We start from the raw sequence: 19,960 nt of genomic DNA, 5'->3' as shown, positions 1-19,960 counted from the left end.
GATCCCTTCCTCCACCTGGTGTGGATGAAGGAGCCCTTCATCCACGTAGCTGCCCGGCAGGCGGGTTGCGGACAAGACCTCGGCAGGGTGCTCAGAGCCCGCTGCGGTTCTCCACGAGCCACGTCGCGACCTGGTGCAGCTTGACGTTCGTCGACTGCGAGGTCTCCACCAGCATCCGGAACGCGGACGCGGTGTCGACGTCGTGCCGTTCCATGAGGATGCCCTTGGCGGTGGCGATGATGTCGCGTCTCTCGACGGCTGTGCCGAGCTGGGCCTCTCGCTGCGCGCCGATCAACGCGATCGCGGCGTGCGTGGCGAAGAGCTGACCGTCCTGTTCGGTGCGTTCGTCGAAGGCGTCGACGTGGCTGGAGTAGAGGTTCAGCGCACCGAGCGTCCGGTTCGTGACGAACAGCCGGTAGGACAGCAACGAGTGGATGCCGTTGCGGGCCGCCGCTGGGCCGAAGGCGGGCCACCGGGGCTCGGTGCCGACATCGCCGACGCGGAAGGTCCGGTGTTCGGTGATGGCGTCGACGCACGGTCCTTCGCGCAGGTCGTACTGGAGTTCGTCGATGACCTCGACGATCTGGCCGGTCGGCTCGACGGTGCGGATCGCGCCGTCTGCGATCAAAGAGATGCCGGCGTGCTGAGCGGACGGTATGTGGTCGATGGCGGCCTGCACGATCGCCCGCAACGTCGCGCCGACATCTCGTTCCGCCTGCAGTGTTCGTGCAACGTCGCTGAGCGTCTCGGCGAGCTCTCTGAAGCCGCCGCCATCAGCCGTGCCCATGATGTCCTCCATCACCATGTCTTGATGGTGGGACTCATACCCTCCTCGACGGCGAACCAAACATCGGACTTCACTTGGCAGGCGGGCGATTCCGCTCGGACGTGGTTCGCCGGAGCCGCCCTGACGTGACACTCTGACCACGTGCGCACCACCGAAGGGGACACCGGGCCGCAACAGCTGCGTTCACTCGTCGACGACCTCGCGGCGGTGGTGTGGCAGGCCGACGCCCGGACGCGCCGGGTCACCTTCGTCTCGCGGCACGCCGAGCGGATGCTCGGTCATCCGGTTCGGCGTTGGCTCGACGAACCCGCGTTCTGGACGTCGATCGTGCATCCGCAGGACCGCGCCGAGGTGGAACGCGTGCGCTGGAGCGGGGAAGCCGACGAGTACGAGCTGACGTATCGCGTGCTCGACGCCGGCGGTGACGTCCTGTGGCTGCGCGAGAAGGCCCGTGTCCACAGAGACGAGGCCGGAGCGCGGCAGCTGCTCGACGGCGTGCTGGTCGACGTCACCCGCGACCGCGCCGACGCCGACCGCGAGCGGTTCCTCGGTGTGCTGGACCGGGAGTCGCAGAAACTCGACGACGCCGAAGCCCTGATGTCGCTCGCGACCCGGTTGCTCGGCGAGCACCTCCACGTCGACCGGTGCGCCTACGCCAGGGCCGAGGAGGACGAGAACCACTTCGTGATGAGCGGCGACCACGCGACCGGCCTGCCGCCGTTGCCGGGACGGTTCGCCATGCGGGAGTTCGGTTCCGGGGCCTTGCGCGCCATGCGGGCCGGCGAACCCTGGGTGGTCGTCGACAGCGCGGACGACCCGCGGCTCGACGAGGAGGACCTGGCCGCGTACCAGGTGACCGGCATCCGCGCGGTCATCTGCCTGCCGTTGCTGCGCGGTGGGAGGTTCGTCGCCGCCATGGCGGTCCACCAGGCGAGCAGACGGCAGTGGACGCAGGACGAGATCGACCTCGTCTCCGTGGTGGTGAACCGGTGCTGGGAGTCGATGCAGCGCGCCCACGCCGATCGTGCCTTGAGGGACAGCGAACAGCGGCTGCGGCGGCTGATCGACCGTTCCACGGACAGCATCTGGGTGCTCGACCGAGAACTGCGGTTCGTCGAGGTGAACCCGGCCGCGTGTGCGCTGCTGGGGTACCGGCGCGAGGAGCTGATCGGCCGCAACGCCGCGGACCTGGTCGTGCTCGACGAGGACCAGGATCGTCCGGAGCTGGCCGACCAGATGACCGCGGTGTGGACCATGCGGTGCTCCGATGGTGCCACCGTGGCGTTGGAGCTGAGTGTTCAGCTCACGCCGACCGGATTGCAGGCCATCGGTCGCGACGTGACCGAGAGACAGCGCGTGGAGGCCCAGAGGGAACTTCTGCTGCAGCGCGAGCACGAGATCGCGAGTGCCCTGCAGCTGAGCCTGCTGCCGCGGGAGCTGCCGGTGCTGGACCGGCTCGACACCTCGGCCCGCTACCTGTCCGCCTCGACCCACGCGCAGATCGGTGGCGACTGGTACGAGGTGCTTCCGATTGCGGACACCGTCGTCGGTTTCTCGGTCGGTGACGTGGTCGGCAAAGGCCCGACCGCGGCCGCGGTGATGGGGCAGCTGCGCAGTGCGCTGGCCGGTTATCTGCTGGACGGGCACTCGCCCGCGGCGGCGCTGGAGCGGTTGGACACGTTCGCTTCCAGGGTCAACGGGGCCGCCGGCAGCACCTGCGCGTGCCTCACCTTCGACTGGGCGACCGGGCAGCTGTGCTGGGCCGGCGCCGGGCACCCTCCGCCCGTGGTGGCCGGCGACGGGGACGCGCGGTTGCTCGCGGGTGGTGTGGGCGCGGTGCTGGGCACTCGGGGGCGGGCGCGCTACGGCGAGGCCGGCACCGTGCTGGTGCCGGGTGCGTCGATCGTGCTGTACACCGACGGCTTGGTCGAGCGGCGCGGAACCGTGCTGGACGCGGGTCTCGACCGGCTGGTCGGCGTGGTGCGCGCCGAGCACCGCAGGGGAGCGGCGGAACTGGCCGACGCCGTCGTCGACGTGTTGCTCGCCGACGGCCAGGACGACGACGCCGCGCTGGTCGTGGCCCGGTTCCTGCCGCCGCCGTTGCACCGGACCGCGCCGGCCGAGGCAGGACAGCTGTCCGTCCTGCGCCGCGCCGTCTCCGACTGGACGGCGATGGCCGGCCTGTCCGAGGACCTCGCCTACGACGTGCTGCTCGCGTACGGCGAGGCCGCCGCGAACGTCGTCGATCACGCCTACGCCGGCAGATCCGGCACGTTCGACACCCACGTCACCCGAGTGGGCACGACGGTGCAGGTCACCGTCGCGGACCACGGCACGTGGCGGCCCGAGCCGGAGGACCCCGGCCATCGCGGGCGTGGTCTGCACCTGATCCGCACGATGGCCGACGAGACCGATCTCGACAAGGGCGAGTCCGGCACGACGATCCGGTTCGGGTTCTCCGTCGCACCGGCGACCGCACCCACCGGCGTGCCGTCACCGGTTGTCCCGGTGCCGGCCGACACCGTCGATCTGACCGCGGAAGACGGAGCCGGAGACGTCCTCGTCCTTCGCCTGACCGGTGACCTCGACGCGCACACGTCCGGCCCGCTCCGCGATCCGCTGCTCGGACACGTGGACGGGTCGGCCGACCGGCGCGCGATCGGCCTCGACCTCACCGGTCTCGGCTACCTCAGCAGTTCCGGCGTGGCACTCCTGCTGGAGCTCGCGGAGCACGCGCGCGGAGCCCGGCGTGAGCTTGAGACGATCACTCTCGCCGGCAGCGCACCCGACCGCGTCCTCGCGTTGTCCGGGCTGCGCGACGTCTTCGGTGTCCGCAGTCCTCAGCCTGCTCCGTAGCACTGGAAGCCCATGTCGGTGTGGCCCTGCTGCACCGCGGCGAGCGCGTCGGCCGGGGTGTGGCCGTTCGCGAGCAGCCGGTGGAAACGCAGCATGAGTCGCTTGCTCGCGTGGTCGGGCACCGGGACGACGGACGCGACGAGGGTCCGGGTGCCCAGTGCGAGCAGCGCGGCCGCCAGCCCGAGCAGCTCGTCGCCCGGCCGCACCTCGGAGTTGGCCGTGTCGCACGCCGACAGCACGACGAGCCGTGGAGGTTCGGTGAGGTGTTCGAGGTCGTACACCGTCAACGGTCCGTCGGCGAGCCGCAGCTGCGAGAACAGCGGGTTGTCCGCGCGGAAGGCGCCGTGTGCGGCGATGTGGCCCAGTTCGGCGCCGTCCAGCGCCGCCAGCACGTTCGCGACCGTGGCCCGCCTCCCGGTGAACCTGGACGCGCCCGGAGTCCGCCGGGCCAGTGCCGCGACCTCCGGTGCGGCGTGGTCGAGGCCGGGGCCGGCGGCGAACACGTGCCTGCCGCTGGAGGTGCGAGTGCTGGTCACCGCCCTGTGCCACAGCGCGGCCGACGGCGCCACGGTCAGCGACCTGGCTGTGCAGCCGGGCAACGCCCGCCACGGCAACGCGTGCAGTGCGCCGGTGGGCACGACGACGAGCGGCCGGTCGGCGATCTCGGCGCGCAGCGGAGCGAGCAACGCCTCGTCCAGCAACCGAGACGCGTGGTCGACGCGGTCCGCGATCGCCGCGAGGGACCGGGCCGTGCCGATCTCGTAGGCGAGGTGCCGCAGGCCGAACCGCAGGACCTCGATCTCCCGCCGCACCACGGACATCGAGCCGAGCTCACGCAGGCGCGGCCGTGTGCCGGCCAGCACCACGGCGTACAGCCGTTCGCCCGCCTCGACGTACTCGACCAGCGCGGCCGGCCCCAGCTCCGCACTCAGCTCGGAAGCGGACGGCACCCGGTCCGGCGCCCGCATCCCGGTGGCGTGCCGCGCCCGCGCCCGGATCGCCTCCTCCAGCTCGGCCTGGCGGCGCAGCAACGCCCGCTGGTCAGAGGTGCCGCCCTGTTCGACGACCACGCGACGCAGCTCCGCGAGATCCTTCGCCAGTTCCGCGTCGTCGGGAGGCCGCACCGGGCGCATCCGCAACGCCCCGGCGCGCCACCTCTCCGCCCACGCCAGCACCGCCGCCGGCCGCCGTGACGCCACGGCCAGGTCCAGCCCCGTCGCGGCCAGCTCACCCGCGTGACCGGACGCGTGCGCCCGCAGCTCGGAGGCGCCCAGACTGTCGCGGAACGCCGCCAGCACGTCCATCCCGGCACGCAGCGCGGCCTGCGCACCCCTGTTGTCGCCGTCGGACAACCTCAGCAGCGCCACCGCGTGCCAAGCTCCCGCCCGCAGCTCGGCCGGTCCGGTCCTGGCGGCGCGCGCCACCGTCGCCAGCTCCCGTTTCGCCTGCTCGGTCCGGCCGAGCTCCAGCGCGAGGCGGGCCACGATCAGCCGCGCCTCCAGGGCCGCCACCACCCACCCGGTGCTCGTCAGCGCCTCGACCACCGCGTTGCCCGTGCGCAACGTCGCGGCCGTACGCGCACCTGCCTGCCACCTCGCCCGCAACGCGAGGTAGTCGGCCAGCGCGGCCCATCCCGGCCGGTTCTGCCGTCTGGCTGATCGGCGGGCCTTCGCCGCCTGCGCCAACGCGGTCGCCGGGTCGTCGTCGGCCAGTGCGGCACGCGCGAGCAGCAGCCTGGCCTGCACCAGGTCCACCGCGTTGTGCTCACGGGCGAACTCGACCACCGCCGCCTCCGCGGCCTGCCGGGCGGGAGCGACCAGGCGGACCGACAGCAGCGCTTCGGCCCGTTCGATCGGCAGCAGACCTGGACTGCGCCCCGCCGCCTGATACCGCTGCGCGGCCTCGTCGTAGGCGGCCAGCGCGGCGGGGACGTCGCCGCGCGCCGCCGCCGCGAGCCCTCGGTTGTGGTGGACCGTCGCGGTCCGTCCACTGTGGCCGGACGACGTGTAGAGCCGTTCGGCCACCCGCAGATCGTCCTCGGCGCCGCGCCAGTCCCGCTGCTGGATCCGCAGGATGCTGCGGTTGTTGCGGATCTTCGCCTCGAGCAGGTCGTCGGAACCTCCGAGCAGCTCCAACGCCTCCGCGAACCCGTCGGCGGCCTCGTCGTACCTGCCGATCTCGGTGAGGATCAACGCCCGCTGCATCCGCAGCCCGGCCGCCGACACCCCGCTCACCGCGGGCTGGGCCCGGTCCAGTTCGGACAACGCCTCCGTCGTGCGACCGGTGAGCGTCAGAACGTAGCTGAACGACCCCCGCGCCTGCGCCGCCCGCGTCGCGAGCCCCGCGCGTTCGGCCAGGCCGATCGCCTCGGTCAGGTGACGCTCGGCGTCGTCGAGCCTGCCGACGGCCGCACTCGCCATGCCGAGCGCGTGCCGCGCCACCGACACCGTCTCGTCGTCACCGCCGAGCAACGCCTCGGCGATCCGCCGCGCCCGCGCCGGCGCGGTGAACGCGAGGTCCACCGCCGCTTCAGCCCGAACGAGTGTCATTTGCGCTGTGTATCAGGGAACGGTGGTTGGGTCATCTGGTTGACGAGAGGCTCATCCGGAAGAAGGAAGTGAGATCAATGGTCGCCAACACCCTCTTCGGCGGTCGCGACCCGTACGCAGCCGGCCGGCCCACGATGATCACCGGCAGCCCCGTGCGCATCGGCGTCGTCGACACCGGTATCGCGCAGCCACAGCACCCCTTCCTGAACGACGGCGTCTCCGGGGATCCGGAGCCGGACGACCTCGACGAGAACCTGCGCGGCCACGGTACGTTCGTCACCGGAGTCGTGCTGCTCAACGCCCCTGGCGCCGAGGTGCGGATGAGAGCCGTGGTGAGCGAGACCAGCGGCAAGCGCGAGGACGAGCAGGTCGCCGAAGCGATCATGGAGCTCGTCGGTGAGGTCGACCTGATCAACCTGTCCTTCGGTGGCGCCACGTGGGAACACACGGCACCTCCCGCGCTCCAGGAAGCGATCGAAACCGCCTTGTCACAGGAAGTCGTCGTGGTCGCCGCGGCGGCCAACAACGCCTCACCGCTCAGGAACTACCCGGCCGCCCTGCCCGGCGTGATCTCCGTGGGAGCAGCCACCGCGGACGGCAGGGTGGCGGAGTTCAGCAGCTTCGGGAGCTGGCTGACCGTGTACGCCAGGGGCGAGGACGTGAAAGGCCCCTACCAGGCCGGCTGGGCCACGTGGGAGGGCACGTCGTTCGCCGCCGCGACCGTGACCGGCCGCATCGCCTGGTTGATGGCCGAAAAGCACCTGAGCGCCCAGGTCGCAGCGGATCAGCTCCTCTCGAAGTGCCGCGAGATCACGGTCCACGACGTGAACGGTGAGCGCACAGCCAAATACCTGGTCTAGCGACGACGATCGCGTTGCCGGCCGGTCTGTTCGGAGAGAGCGGCGTCGAGTGCGTCGACGAGCACCGGCACCTCCCGGTCGGTGAAGGCGAGCGGTGGCCGGATCTTGAGCACGTTGCCGGCCCGCGCGGTCGTTCCGACGAGCACGCCACGGCCGCGCATGCCGTCGCGGGCGGCGACCGCGGTCGCGCGGTCGGGCCGGGTGCCGCCGGGGTGAACGATCCCGACGCCGACCGCCAGTCCCGCTCCTCGCACGTCGCCGATCGCCGGATGGCGGTCCGCCAGTCCCCGCAGTGCGGCGCGCAGGGTCACGCCGGTGCGGCGGACCCGGTCGAGCACGCGTTCGTCGTCGATGACGTCGAGCACCGCCAGAGCCGCGGCGGCGGAGACCGGGTTGCCGCCGAAGGTGCTGAAGATGAGGGTGCGGCTGACGCCGGCCCGCACGAGGTCGCTGCGGGTGATCACGGCGGCGACCGGGTGGTCTCTCGTTGCGCGTGGCGCAGGAAGGCCGCTTCGATCAGCTCTTCCTTGTTGCTGAAGTAGTACGTCGCGGTTCCCAGCGGTACCGAGTCCTCGACCGCCACGGCTCGCATGCACACGCCGAGGATGCCTTCCCTGCCGATGACGCGAAGCGCGGCGTCGATGATCTCGGTCTTGCGCCGCGCTCCCTTGTGAACCGGAGTGTCGCGTACATCGAACAGTTGCTTCAGAACCAAAAGGGTCCATTGAGGACTGACCGGTTGCGAGGTTCGGCCGGCACGCTCAGGCAGGCGGGTGCCTGAGCGTGCCGGCCGGCGTTGCTCACGCGGTCAGTTCACCGTGGCGGAGAAGTTGTCGACGGCGAGGCCGACACCGCCGTTCCACGGCTCGAACCCGGCCTGGATGCTGGTCAGGTACCAGGACGTGGTGATCGCCCCGCGGACGCGCACGTCGTTGAGGAAGTCGAGCACGTTGAACGACCAGGAGTTGATCGGCGACGGCGCGACGTAGGAGATGACGTTGTTGGACCCGTTGCTGCCGCGCCACACCTGCCAGGAGCGACCGCCGATCGTGGTGTTGCCGACGACGCTGCCGATGGGCTGGATCGGGCCCTGGCGGTTGAACCAGATCATGATCTCCATCTGGTTCACGCCGTTGGTCTTCGGCGTGGGATCGAGCCAGATGTCGTACGCGGCGTCGTAGGTGCCGCCGGCGTAGCGGTAGGAGATCGAGGACGTGGCGTTGCGGATCCGGCTGACCTGCATCGGCAGGGTCGAACCGGGGGAGCAGTTGGTGTAGTGGCAACCGAGGAAGACCGACGGGTACGACACCGGGGCGCCGTTGGTCGGGCTGGAACCCTGTTGCGTGGTGATGCGGAAACCGGTCGAGGTGACGTTGATGCACTGCTGTGCCGACGTACCCCACCTGTTGTTCTGGACCACGTAGCGGCCCTGGATGGTGGTCGACCCGTACTGGTCGCAGATGGTCGTGTCGGCTTCCGCCGAGCCTGAGGTCGCGACCAAGACGCTCGCGACCAGCGCACCCGCAGCAGTGAGGGCACGGATGTTCCTGAGCACGGAGACTCCTCTCGCAGGTTCTGGGAGCGCTCCCACAATACCGGGATGTCAACGCCCCCTGCTCGGGTCAGCTCCGGCCGAGGACAGCCTGCATCTGCCGTTCGAGGATCTCCTGCAGCGGTGCGGAGTCGTGGTTGGCGAGAACGACGCCCACCCAGCCGATGTCGGGGCAGATGCTCCAGCTGGCGGCGACACCGGGGTTGCCGCCGGCCCGGTCGTACACCCACTGACCGTTCACGATGTGCACCGGCAGCCCGTACGCGCCGAACGACGCGTCGGCGCTGGTCGCCCGCAAACCCTGCGTCTGCGGTGGATGGGGAATCTTGGCTCCGGTGAACAACGCGGCGTACGGCCGGTCCAGCACCGTGCCGTCGGCCAGCGCCTGCGCGAACCGCACCAGATCCGGCGCGGTGGCGAAACCACCGTCTCCCGGGGCGTCGATGAAAGCGCGACCGGGGTTCACGCCCGGTGTGCGCGGATTGGCGCTGCTCTTGTCCAGGTTGCGCACCGCGTCCACCGTGCTGCCGTCGGCCAGCGTCATGTACGGGTGCGCGATGTGCTCGTCGGTCAGCCACTGCGGCCTGGTGAAGAAACCCGTGCCGGTCATGCCGCAGCGCCGGAAGATGTTCTCCTGCGCGTAGTCCCAGTACGTCATGCCGGTGACCGCCTGCACGATCAGCGCCGGGATGGCGATCTCGGCACCGGCGTGGTCGCTGGGAGTGCCGGGTGGCGCCACCAGCTTCGCCCGCCGCGCCCACTGCTCGTTGTACTCCAGCACCTCCTCCCGGCTCTGGAAGACGCGGGCCACGTCCACGTCCGGGTTGCTCATCCCGGAGGTGCCGGAGAGCAGGTGGTGAATGGTCACCTGGTCGGCGACGTCCTTGGTGAAGCCCGCCAGATGGGTGCCGACGGTGTCGTACAGCTTCAGCCTGCCCTGCTGCGCCAGCTGCAGGATCGCCACCGCGACGAACGGTTTGCCCGCCGAGCTGAGGCTGAACGCGACACCCTCGTGGTTGCGGATGCCCCGTTCCCCGTCGGCCATGCCGTAGCTGCGCGACAGCACGGTCCTGCCGCGGTGCGCCAGCAGCACCACACCGGAGAACCTGCCCTCGGCGGCCAGCTTCGCCACGTACCGGTCGTACGCCCCGCCCGGCCGGGTGTCCGGCGGGATCCGGTCGTCCACCGGCTCGGCGTGGGCACCTGTCAGCGGAGCACCGGCCACCAGACCGGCCGCCGTCAGCCCACCCCAACCGAGCACTCGCCGCCGGTCGACACCACGTGCGGAATCCGCGTTCATGCGCACGGCCCTTTCCCCCTGACCTCAGACGGTTCGTCGATGTGGCTCCACCGAAGCCAGAAGGGGGTTGCGAGGGTGTATGAGGTTTTCGATACGTTCGCGATAGGCCGCGGCGTCGCCGTGGAGCCTCTGTCAGCGGAGCAGGTCGAGCTCGGCCCGCAGCGCCTCGGTGAGCTCGGCCAGGTCGGGCACCTGATCCGGATCGGCGACCACCGTGACGGTGAAGGCGTCGGAGTAGGACAGGGCCGCGAATGCCACGGTGACGTTGCCGGTGGTGGCGGACAACGGGATGAGGCCGATGACCGGTGCTCCGCCAAGGCGCATGGGGTGATCAGGACCGTGCACGTTGGTCACGACGGTGTGCACCATGCGTTGGTGGTTCATGAACCAGTTCGCCATCCCCAGCACCTTCAACGCCCGGAAGACGGGCGCGGCCGACACGGCTGACTGCTTGTGCGACCGGGTGATGGCGGCGATCCGGGTGAGACGTGACGAGGGGTCGCCGCCGGTCGGCAGCGCGACGGGCATGACGCCGGTGCTGTTGCCGAGATGAGCTGCCGTGGTCGCGCGGCGGGTGGACACGGGGATGGAGACGATCAGCTCGTCGACGTGGTCGCCGCGCTTGGTCAGCACCGTGTGCAGTGCTCCCGTGACAGCGGTGAGCAGGGCGTCGTTGACGGTACCTGCGCAGCGGTGCGCGGCGGTGCGCAGCCGGGAAACGCTGGTGTGCACGATGGCCTGCTGCCGCCGCGGGCCGGTCGGCCGGTTCAGGGAGCAGCGCGAGCCTCGTGCCGGCCACTGCAACCTGGGGAGCGAGACGCGCCGAGGCGGTCTCAGCCAGGCGTCCGCCGCGAGCTCACGACGGGAAGGCGGGGGAGCGGGGAAGGGCGTGGTTTCGGCGTGAGGTGCTCCGTCGACCAGGTTCGCCAGCACGGCGAGGCCGCCGATGCCGTCGGACAACACGTGGTGGAACACCAGGATCAGCGCCGCCCTGCCCTCCGCCAGTCCGGTGACGAGCGTGGCGGACCACAGTGGTGCCGAGCGGGGCAGTGGACGAATGACCAGTGCGGAGGCGAGGTTGAGCAGCGCCGCCTCGTCACCGGGGGCCGGGCAGGTCGTCCGGGACACGTGCCTGGCGATGTCGAACGCGGCGTCGTCGATCCAGATGGGGCGGCCACAGCCGAACGGTGTCGTGACCAGCCTTCTGCGCAGCCGCGGAACGGTGCGGACGCGGTCCGCGAGCAGTGCCTCGACGTCGCCGGGATCGTGTGCCAGCACGAGGATGGCGCCGACCTGCATGCCGGAGGCGAGCGACATCAGGTCGTCGGCACTGGTCCGGTCGATCATCAGTGCACCGGCACGCCGCGGTCGGAGAACTGGCTGCGAACCCGCCGCACCAGCTCGGCATCGGGGGTGGGCACGTCCGCCAGCGGGAACGGGATGCCCAGGGCGGTGTACTTCGGCGCGCCGAGCTTGTGGAAGGGGAGGACCTCCACTCGCTCGACCGCGTCGAGGGTGCTGACGAAGGACGCGATGCCCTCGACGTTGTCCACGGCGTCGGTGTGGCCCGGCACGAGGACGAACCGGATCCACATCGGTTTGCGCATCGCCGACAACCGGCGCGCGAACTCCAGCGTCGGCGTGACCTCGCCACCCGTCACGTGCCGGTAGCGGACAGGATCCCAGGACTTGATGTCGAGCAGCACGAGGTCGGTGTCGGCGAGGAGCTCATCGGTCGCTCGCGCGCCGAGGAACCCCGAGGTGTCGAGGGCGGTGTGCAGGCCGAGCTGCTTGGCGCGGTGGAACACGGCCGCGGTGAAATCGGGCTGCAGCAACGGTTCTCCGCCGCTGATGGTCATGCCGCCGCCTGCCACCTCGATGAACCGGCGGTACTTCGCCATCTCGGCGGCGACCTCGTCGACGGTCGTGCGGTGGCCGTCGCGCATGTGCCAGGTGTCGGGGTTCTGGCAGTACAGGCAGCGCAGCGGGCACCCGCTGAGGAAGAGGACGAAGCGGGTGCCCGGTCCGTCGACCGCGGTGGCGACGTCCCACGAGTGAACTGATCCGGTGATGGTCACAGCGACTCGTGGAAGGTGCGGTTGATGACGTCGCGTTGCTGTTCGGGCGTGAGCCGGATGAAGTTCACCGCGTAGCCCGAGACGCGGATCGTCAGCTGCGGGTGGTTTTCCGGATGTGCCATGGCGTCGAGCAGGGTTTCGCGGTTCAGGACGTTGGCGTTGAGGTGGAAGCCGCCCGCGTCGGTGTAGGCGTCGAGTACGCCGACGAGGTTGGTCACCTGCTCGTCAGGGGTGTGGCCGAGGCCGGTGGGCGTGATGCTCGCGGTGAGGGAGATGCCGTCCTGCGCCTGGTCGTAGGGGAGTTTGGCGACGGACAGGGCGGCCGCGACCAGGCCGTGCTTGTCGCGGCCGTTCATCGGGTTGGCGCCCGGTGCGAACGGTTCGCCGGCTCGGCGGCCGTCCGGGGTGTTGCCGGTGTGCTTGCCGTAGACGACGTTCGACGTGATCGTGAGCACGGACTGGGTGTGCACGGCGCGGCGGTGTGCGGGGTGCTGCCGAACCTTGCTCATGAAGGTCTCGACCAGTTCCACCGCGATGGCGTCGGCCCGGTCGTCGTTGTTGCCGTACTTCGGGAAGTCGCCTTCGACGGCGTAGTCGACGGCGAGGCCGGTCTCGTCGCGGATCACCCGGACGCGGGCGTGCTCGATCGCGGACAGGCTGTCCGCCACCACCGAGAGTCCGGCGATGCCGCAGCCGAGCAGCCGCTGGACGGGGTGGTCGTGCAGCGCCATCTCGATGCGTTCGTAGGCGTATTTGTCGTGCATGTAGTGGATGATGTTGAGCGCTTCGACGTAGGTCCTGGCCAGCCAGTCGGTCATCCGGTCGAACGCGGCGCGCACCTCGGCGGGTTCGAGGTACTCGGAGGTGATGGGCGGAAACGCCGGCGCCACCTGGACACCGGACATCTCGTCCCGGCCGCCGTTGATGGCGTAGAGCAGCGCCTTGGCGAGGTTGACGCGGGCACCGAACAGCTGCATCTGCTCACCGACCCGCATGGCGGAGACGCAGCAGGCGATGGCGGTGTCGTCGCTGAAGCGCGGCCGGATCAGGTCGTCGTTCTCGTACTGGATCGAACTGGTGTCGACGGAGACCTTCGCGCAGAACCGTTTGAAGCCCACGGGCAGTCGCGGCGACCAGAGCACGGTCAGGTTCGGTTCGGGCGCGGGACCGAGGTTGTAGAGGGTCTGCAGGAACCGGAAGCTCGTGCGGGTCACGAGCGTGCGGCCGTCGGAGCCCATGCCGCCGATGGACTCGGTGACCCAGGTCGGGTCGCCGGAGAACAACTGGTCGTACTCGGGGGTGCGGAGGAACCGGACGATGCGCAGCTTGATCACCAGGTCGTCGACGAGCTCCTGCGCCTCGCGCTCGGTCAGGCGGCCCTCGTCGAGGTCGCGCTGGAGGTAGACGTCGAGGAACGTCGAGGTGCGGCCCAGTGACATCGCCGCGCCGTTCTGCTCCTTCACGGCGGCGAGGTAGGCGAAGTACAGCCACTGCACCGCCTCGCGGGCGGAGGTGGCGGGCCCGGAGATGTCGTAGCCGTAGGAGGCCGCCATCCGGCGCAGCTCCTCCAGCGCGCGAAGCTGCTCGGCGAGCTCCTCCCGATCCCTGATCACGTCCTCCGTGGACCAGAACTCGTCGAGTGCTGCCCGTTCCGCCATTTTCGCCGCGACGAGCCGATCGATGCCGTAGAGCGGCACACGGCGGTAGTCGCCGATGATCCGGCCACGCCCGTAGGCGTCCGGAAGTCCGGTGATGATGCCGGCCTTGCGGGCACGACGGATCTCGGTGGTGTAGGCGTCGAACACCCCGTCGTTGTGGGTCTTGCGGTAGCGGGTGAAGATCTCCCGCACCTGCGGGTCGAGCTCGTAACCGTAGTTGCGCAGCCCGGACTCCACGATGCGCAGCCCGCCCTGGGGCATGATGGCGCGCTTGAGCGGAGCATCGGTCTGCAGTCCGACGATGAGCTCGTGGTCGCGGTCGATGTAGCCGGGTGCGTGCGCGGTGATCGACGACGGAGTGCGCGCGTCGACGTCGTGGATGCCGCGGGCGCGTTCCTCGACGAACATCTCGCTGAGCTGCTGCCACAGCGCGGTCGTGCGGGGCGTCGGGCCGGTCAGGAACCCGGCGTCGCCCTCGTAGGGGGAGTAGTTGGCCTGGATGAAACCACGCACGTCGATCTGGTCGCACCACGATCCGGCTCGGAAGCCCTGCCAGGCGGTGCTGGTCACGCGTTGCGCTGTCGCCGTCATGGACGCTGCCCTTCCTTCGGCACGTGTGGGCTTCGGCCCGACTTGATCCTTCTAGACGCGGTCGCCGGCACGCAGGGGCCGCGGGCCTGTCGTGAGAGCGACGAAGGTCCTCGCCCCGGTGGGCGCAAAGCCGTTTCCCGTGCGGCGGATCGGTGATGAGAGTGGTGGGATGACGCGAATCGTGATCGCCGGCGGAGGGCTGAGCGGGCTGAGCCTCGCGGCACACCTCGCCGTGGCGGATCACCGGCATCCCGTGGTGGTGATCGACGACGGCAGCAGGCCCGTGGTGACCAGGGCCTGGGCGTCCTGGAGCTGCGGGCCCGGGCTGCTCGACGCGGCGGCCTGCCGGTGGTTCGACAAGATCCGCGTGCACGTGAACGGGCGGACGAGCGTGCTGCCGCTGGGCCGCTACCGCTATCGGGTCGTGCGCGGGGAGGACCTCGTCGCGGTGGTGCGCCGGTTCACCGATCCCCTGCGGCACTTCACCTTCCAGGACGGCCATGTCGACGGCGTCGCCGAGGGCGGGGTGATCGTGGACGGCCAGTTCCTGAGGGCCAGGTGGGTGTTCGACAGCGTGATCGGCGCCGAGCCGGAACCTCCCGCGGACGCACAGCTGGTCTTCCGCGGGTGGAGGGTCACGAGCGAACGGGCGGCGTTCGACGCTGAGGTCCCGACGTTGTTCGACTTCCGCACACCGCAGCGGAACGGAGCGAGCTTCGTCTACGTGCTGCCCGAGGACGCCCATCACGCTCTGGTGGAACACACGTCGTTCGCCGCGCCGGGGACACCGCAGGACGAGACAGCTCAGCGGAACGCGCTCGCCGAGTACCTGTCGGAGGTCGCGGGCGCAGGCGACTACGAGGTCGGCAGCGAAGAGCACGCGGTGCTGCCGTTGCGCGCCGCCCGACCCTCGCGCCGGCTTGGTCACGTGCTCACGATCGGGGCGCGCGGCGGCTTGCTGAAGGCGTCGACCGGCTTCGCCTATCAGCGCGTCCAGGCCGACAGCGCGGCGATCGCGGAGTCGATGCACCGGCACGGCCATCCGTTCGACCTGCCCGAGGCACCAGCGCGGTTCCGGTTGTTCGACGGCGTGCTGCTCGACGTCGTCACTCAGGAGCCCGCGCAACTGGAGCGGGCGTTCGGTGCGCTGTTCAGGTACCGCACCGCTGAGCCCGCTCTGCGGTTCCTCGACGAGGCGACGTCGATGCCGCAGGAGTGGCAGCTGTTCGCGGGGATGCCGGCGGCAACCTACCTGGCGGCCGCGCGGCATCGTCTTGCGTCGAAGTGACCTACGTCCCGCCGGGGAGATGGCCAACCGCTCTGCCCGCCTGAGCGGTTGGAGCACAGGCTCAACGGTATGAACGCTGCAGATGTCATGACCAGTCCAGCGGTCGTGGTGAACCTGGACACCACGGTCCGTGCGGCGAGCGCGCTGCTGGGTGATCACGGGTTCTCCGCCCTGCCCGTGGTGGACGGCGAGGGCAGGCTGATCGGGATCGTGTCCGGTGCCGACCTGCTGCTGGCGGGCATGACGCCGGAGATCGCGAACGGGCCCGTCGGACGGGTGATGCGCAAAGCCGTGATCAGCGCGCCGATGACGGCCACGCCGGCGGAACTGACCGCGACCATGCTGTCGCAGCGGTTGCGGTGCCTGCCGATCGTGGCGGACGGGCAGGTGCTCGTGGGGGTGGTGAGCCGCAGCGACCTGCTGCGCATCCTCACCCCGGCCGACGCGGTGCTCGCGGCACGGGTCGATGCGGCGTTGAGGGCGTACAGCGGCAGTCCCCGGTGGACGGTGTCGGTGCACGCCGGCGAGGTCAACGTGTCCGGCCCGTTCGCGGACGTGGCCGAACGCAAGGTGGTCGAGGCGCTGGTGCGCACCGTGCCCGGCGTGCGCGGGTCGAGCGTCGCCTCCTGATCGTCGGGGTATGCGCTGGAGTGTCGCCGGAAGTGCCGGTCGTGGATCGTCACCGCGGCGGCACCCGGCATGGCCGGTAGGACGAAGGTCCTGACTCCCGGGGACCCCGGCCACTCACCGGCGACCGCGCCGCCCACGAGGCTGAAGTGCCACTTCATGTTGGCGGAATCTCGTTGAGGACAAGGCGGAGACGCAGATGGACAGGCTGAAGCGCGACGTCTACGAACGAGAGCTGTACCGCCTGCAGATCGAGTTGGTGAAGCTGCAGGAGTGGGTCAGGGAGACCGGCGCGCGGCTCGTGGTGGTGTTCGAGGGCCGGGACGCGGCGGGCAAGGGCTCGGCGATCAAGCGGATCACCGAGCACCTCAACCCGCGGGTCGCGCGCATCGTCGCGCTGCCCGCGCCCAGCGAGCGCGAACGCACCCAGTGGTACTTCCAGCGCTACGTGACACATCTTCCGGCGGCGGGGGAGATCGTGCTGCTGGACCGCAGCTGGTACAACCGCGCGGGCGTCGAACGCGTCATGGGTTACTGCACGCCGGAGGAGCACCGGTTGTTCCTCCGGCAGTGCCCGCTGTTCGAACGGATGCTCGTGGAGGAGGGCATCCTGTTGCGCAAGTACTGGTTCTCGGTCAGCGACGCCGAGCAGGAACGCCGGTTCCGCAAGCGCCTGGACGACCCGTTGAAGCGGTGGAAGCTGTCGCCGATGGACCTGGAGTCCCTGACGCGCTGGGAGGACTACTCCCGCGCCAAGGACGAGATGATGGTCCACACCGACATCGCCGAATCCCCCTGGTACGTGGTGGAAGGCGACGACAAGCGCCGGGCCAGGGTCAACATGATCGCCCATCTGCTGAGCACGGTGGACTACCAGGAGGTGACGCCGCCCGAGATCACGTTGCCGCACCGTCCGCCGTCGCGGGGCTATCAGCGCACCGCGCGCACTTTGCAGCGTGAAGTGCCCGACCGGGCCGGTGAGCTCGACGTCCAGTCCGGCTGAGGCCCGCCTCCCGGTGAGTCGGGCTGCACTCCGAGGCTTCTCGTGCGTGGTCGCCCCGCGCAGAGACCGCGGTCCCGCGCCGGGCAGGACCTAGTGCCCCTCACCGACGAGACCTGGGCCGGTGGGCTGTCCTCCTTGCTGAGCGGAGGCTTCTCACCAGCGAAAAGTCCACATCGGAGTGAGGAGCTCGCCGTGAGCACAGACACCGCCGGACCGCCGGTCACACTGCCCGGTCCTGACGCCGACCTGCCGAAGACGTCCAGGTTCGGGTTGCCGACCGCGATCGCGCTGGTGGTCGGCTCGGTGATCGGGACCGGCGTGTTCGGTCTGCCCGCGGCGCTCGCCGTGTTCGGTCCGGTGAGCCTCGTGGCGTTCGTGCTGGTGACGATCGGCGCGCTGGCCCTCGCCCTCGCCTTCGGGGCGCTGTCCAAGCGAATCGCCGGTTCCGGCGGCCCGTACGTGTACGCGCGGGACGCGTTCGGCGAGTTCGCCGGGTTCCTCAACGCCTGGTGCTACTGGATCACCGCGTGGGCGGGCAACGCGGCCATCGTCGTCGCGCTGGTCGGCTACGTCGAGGTGTTCGTGAACACCGAGCACAAGGTCGGCTGGTCGATCGTGATCGCACTGGCGGGCCTGTGGATCCCGGCTCTGGTGAACCTGTCGGGTCTGCGGAACATGGCGGTCACGCAGATCCTCTTCACGGTGCTGAAGATCGTGCCGCTGCTGTTCATGGCTACGGTCGGCGTGTTCTTCGTGAAGTCGGCGAACTTCGGCGCGTTCAACGCCAGCGGTACCTCGATCTGGGGTGCCATCTCGGCCGCCGCGGCCATCGCGCTGTTCAGCTACATCGGCATCGAGACCGCCTCGGTCGCCGCCGGCCGCGTGCGCGACCCGGAACGCAACGTCGGCCGTGCCACCGTCCTGGGCACCATCGGCTGCGCCGTGATCTACATCCTCGGCACGCTCACGGTTTTCGGCACGGTGCCGAACGGCGCGCTGCGCGAGACCAAGGCCCCGTTCACCGACGCCGCGAACGCCATCTTCGGCGGTCAGTGGGCCGGGCAGGTCATCGCGATCGCCGCCGTGGTCTCCGGCCTGGGCTGCCTCATCGGCTGGACGCTGATCATCGGTGAGATGCCCATGGCCGCCGCGAAGGACGGGTTGTTCCCGAAGGCGTTCCTGCGCACCCGAGGCGACATCCCGAGCTTCGGCATCGTCAGCTCGACCGTCCTGGCCTCGGCGCTGGTGGTGGTCAGCTACACGAACTTCGAGCAGGTCTTCACCACGCTCGTGCTGCTGTCGGTGTTCACCGCCGTCGTGCCCTACCTGTTCAGCGCCGCCGCGCAGCTGTACTGGTTGCTGGTCCGCGGTCGCAGGGCCGAGTGGCCGCACCTGGTGCGCGACGGCGTCATCTCGCTCCTCGCTCTGGTCTTCTCCTTCTGGGCCTTGGCGGGCAGCGGTTACCAGGCCGTCTACTACGGCGCGGTCTGCCTGCTGCTGGGCGTGCCTCTGTACATCTGGCTCAAGGTGGGCAGGGGCGAGTACGGCGAGGCGAAGTCATGACCCTCGGCGTCCGCTCGGAGGTCGGCACGCTCCGTCAGGTGATCGTGCACCGGCCGGGCCTGGAGCTGAGCAGGCTCACCCCGCGCAACTGCGACGAACTGCTCTTCGACGACGTGCTGTGGGCGTCGAAGGCTCGCGAGGAACACGACCACTTCGCCGACGTGCTGCGCGCCCGTGGCATCGCCGTGCACCACACCGGCACGCTGCTCGCGGAGGCCCTGGCGCTGCCCGAGGCACGGGCGTTCGTGCTCGACCGCGTCTGCACCCCGGAGCTGCTCGGTCCCACGCTGGCGGGGCCGGTGCGCGAGTTCGCCGAGAAGGTCGACGCCCCGCAGCTGGCCGAGCTGCTCGTCGGCGGAGTCACCCGCGCCGACATGTCTCCACTCGGCGTGCACAGCCTGAGGTGGAGCTCACTGGGACTCGACGACTTCGTGTTGCCGCCGCTGCCGAACACGTTGTTCCCGCGCGACAGCTCGGCGTGGATCTACGGCGGCGTGACGATCAACCCGATGGCCAAACCCGCCCGGCGCCGCGAATCCCTGCACTGCCAGGCCGTCTACCGCTTCCACCCGCTGTTCGCCGACGCCACCTTCCCGACCTACTACGGCGGCGACGACGCGACCCACCAGCCCGCGACCCTGGAAGGCGGCGACATCCTCGTCCTCGGCCGCGGCACCGTGCTGATCGGCATGGGGGAGCGGACCACCCCGATGGGCGTGGAAATCCTCGCACGGGAACTGTTCCGCACCGGCCAGGCCACCTCGGTGATCGCCGTCGGGCTACCGCGGTCGCACGCGCTCATGCACCTCGACACCGTCATGACGATGCTCGACCCGGCGACGTTCATCCGCTACCCGGAGCTCGATCCGGCCCTCCTGCGCACCTGGCTGATCACCGCGGCGGACCCGTTGGAGGTCGTGGAGCACGCTTCCGCGGGCCTGCGCGTGGAGGAACGCGACTCGGTGTTCACCACGATCGCCGACCAGCTCGGCCTCGACCGCCTCCGCGTGCTGTGCGCGGCGGAGGACGCCCGTGCCGCCGAACGCGAACAGTGGGACGACGCCAACAACTTCCTCGCGCTCGCACCGGGCGTCGTCGTCGGCTACGAGCGCAACACCGTCACCAACACCATGCTCGCCGACCACGGCATCGAGGTCATCTCCATCCCCGGCAACGAGCTCGGCCGCGGCCGCGGCGGTGCCCGGTGCATGACCTGCCCGATCCAGCGCGACGGCATCTGAAAGGACC

16 protein-coding genes are annotated in these 19,960 nt (G+C 70.2%); 7 read left to right on the top strand and 9 right to left on the bottom strand.

Annotation, left to right across the window (positions count from 1 at the left end; all coding sequences use genetic code 11):
* Positions 1 to 91: 91 nt before the first annotated feature.
* Positions 92 to 805 carry a GAF and ANTAR domain-containing protein gene (locus ABZV40_RS35350; protein ID WP_355451787.1) on the bottom strand — a complete coding sequence of 238 codons (714 nt, stop codon included), beginning with the start codon at positions 803 to 805 and terminating at the stop codon, positions 92 to 94.
* A 123-nt stretch (positions 806 to 928) separates the two neighbouring features.
* On the opposite strand from ABZV40_RS35350, the gene ABZV40_RS35345 reads away from it, so the two are divergent.
* Entirely contained in the window at positions 929 to 3,643 is a 2,715-nt protein-coding gene (locus tag ABZV40_RS35345; RefSeq protein ID WP_355451784.1) for a SpoIIE family protein phosphatase, read from the top strand.
* On the opposite strand, the gene ABZV40_RS35340 is transcribed toward ABZV40_RS35345, so the two are convergent.
* Positions 3,628 to 6,192: a CHAT domain-containing protein gene (locus ABZV40_RS35340; RefSeq protein WP_355451782.1), complete on the bottom strand. Its 2,565-nt coding sequence runs from the start codon at positions 6,190 to 6,192 to the stop codon at positions 3,628 to 3,630. The genes ABZV40_RS35345 and ABZV40_RS35340 overlap by 16 nt on opposite strands.
* Before the next feature lie 77 nt (positions 6,193 to 6,269).
* Between ABZV40_RS35340 and ABZV40_RS35335 the strand changes: the two genes are divergently transcribed.
* Positions 6,270 to 7,052, top strand: a complete 783-nt coding sequence (locus tag ABZV40_RS35335; RefSeq protein WP_355451779.1) for a S8/S53 family peptidase — start codon at positions 6,270 to 6,272, stop codon at positions 7,050 to 7,052.
* Here the strand turns inward: ABZV40_RS35335 and ABZV40_RS35330 are convergent.
* From ABZV40_RS35330 to pflB, 7 genes are all read right to left on the bottom strand, one after another.
* Complete coding sequence (locus ABZV40_RS35330) at positions 7,049 to 7,516, bottom strand: aminotransferase class III-fold pyridoxal phosphate-dependent enzyme (protein ID WP_355451776.1); 468 nt, start codon at positions 7,514 to 7,516, stop codon at positions 7,049 to 7,051. The genes ABZV40_RS35335 and ABZV40_RS35330 overlap by 4 nt on opposite strands.
* A complete protein-coding gene (locus tag ABZV40_RS35325; protein ID WP_355451773.1) occupies positions 7,513 to 7,767 on the bottom strand; it encodes a TetR family transcriptional regulator in 255 nt (84 codons plus the stop codon). Before ABZV40_RS35325 ends, ABZV40_RS35330 begins: the two co-directional genes overlap by 4 nt.
* A gap of 93 nt (positions 7,768 to 7,860) precedes the next feature.
* The gene (locus ABZV40_RS35320; RefSeq protein ID WP_355451770.1) at positions 7,861 to 8,607 is read right to left on the bottom strand and encodes a glycoside hydrolase; all 747 of its coding nucleotides are present in this window, start codon (positions 8,605 to 8,607) and stop codon (positions 7,861 to 7,863) included.
* A gap of 67 nt (positions 8,608 to 8,674) precedes the next feature.
* Positions 8,675 to 9,904, bottom strand: a complete 1,230-nt coding sequence (locus ABZV40_RS35315) for a serine hydrolase domain-containing protein (protein WP_355451767.1) — start codon at positions 9,902 to 9,904, stop codon at positions 8,675 to 8,677.
* Positions 9,905 to 10,036: 132 nt separating this feature from the next.
* The gene (locus ABZV40_RS35310) at positions 10,037 to 11,251 is read right to left on the bottom strand and encodes a wax ester/triacylglycerol synthase domain-containing protein (protein WP_355451764.1); all 1,215 of its coding nucleotides are present in this window, start codon (positions 11,249 to 11,251) and stop codon (positions 10,037 to 10,039) included.
* A complete protein-coding gene (gene pflA, locus ABZV40_RS35305; RefSeq protein ID WP_355451761.1) occupies positions 11,251 to 11,982 on the bottom strand; it encodes a pyruvate formate-lyase-activating protein in 732 nt (243 codons plus the stop codon). The genes ABZV40_RS35310 and pflA overlap by 1 nt, the downstream gene beginning before the upstream one ends.
* On the bottom strand, positions 11,979 to 14,231 hold the full coding sequence (pflB, locus tag ABZV40_RS35300) for a formate C-acetyltransferase (RefSeq protein ID WP_355451758.1): 2,253 nt from the start codon (positions 14,229 to 14,231) through the stop codon (positions 11,979 to 11,981). Before pflB ends, pflA begins: the two co-directional genes overlap by 4 nt.
* Positions 14,232 to 14,400: 169 nt before the next feature.
* Between pflB and ABZV40_RS35295 the strand changes: the two genes are divergently transcribed.
* From ABZV40_RS35295 to ABZV40_RS35275, 5 genes are all read left to right on the top strand, one after another.
* Positions 14,401 to 15,519, top strand: coding sequence for a lycopene cyclase family protein (locus tag ABZV40_RS35295; protein WP_355451756.1), 1,119 nt, complete (start codon positions 14,401 to 14,403; stop codon positions 15,517 to 15,519).
* Between the two features lie 69 nt (positions 15,520 to 15,588).
* Entirely contained in the window at positions 15,589 to 16,149 is a 561-nt protein-coding gene (locus ABZV40_RS35290; RefSeq protein ID WP_355451753.1) for a CBS domain-containing protein, read from the top strand.
* Positions 16,150 to 16,345: 196 nt separating this feature from the next.
* Positions 16,346 to 17,149 carry a polyphosphate kinase 2 gene (gene ppk2, locus ABZV40_RS35285; RefSeq protein ID WP_355451750.1) on the top strand — a complete coding sequence of 268 codons (804 nt, stop codon included), beginning with the start codon at positions 16,346 to 16,348 and terminating at the stop codon, positions 17,147 to 17,149.
* A 192-nt stretch (positions 17,150 to 17,341) separates the two neighbouring features.
* Positions 17,342 to 18,712, top strand: coding sequence for an amino acid permease (locus tag ABZV40_RS35280; protein WP_355451747.1), 1,371 nt, complete (start codon positions 17,342 to 17,344; stop codon positions 18,710 to 18,712).
* Positions 18,709 to 19,953: an arginine deiminase gene (locus ABZV40_RS35275; protein ID WP_355451744.1), complete on the top strand. Its 1,245-nt coding sequence runs from the start codon at positions 18,709 to 18,711 to the stop codon at positions 19,951 to 19,953. Before ABZV40_RS35280 ends, ABZV40_RS35275 begins: the two co-directional genes overlap by 4 nt.
* Positions 19,954 to 19,960 lie beyond the last annotated feature (7 nt).

The organism is Lentzea sp. NPDC004782 (assembly GCF_040609115.1).
Taxonomy (GTDB): domain Bacteria; phylum Actinomycetota; class Actinomycetes; order Mycobacteriales; family Pseudonocardiaceae; genus Lentzea.
The sequence above is the reverse complement of the archived record's forward strand: the minus strand, read 5'-3'. Positions and strand labels throughout refer to the sequence as shown.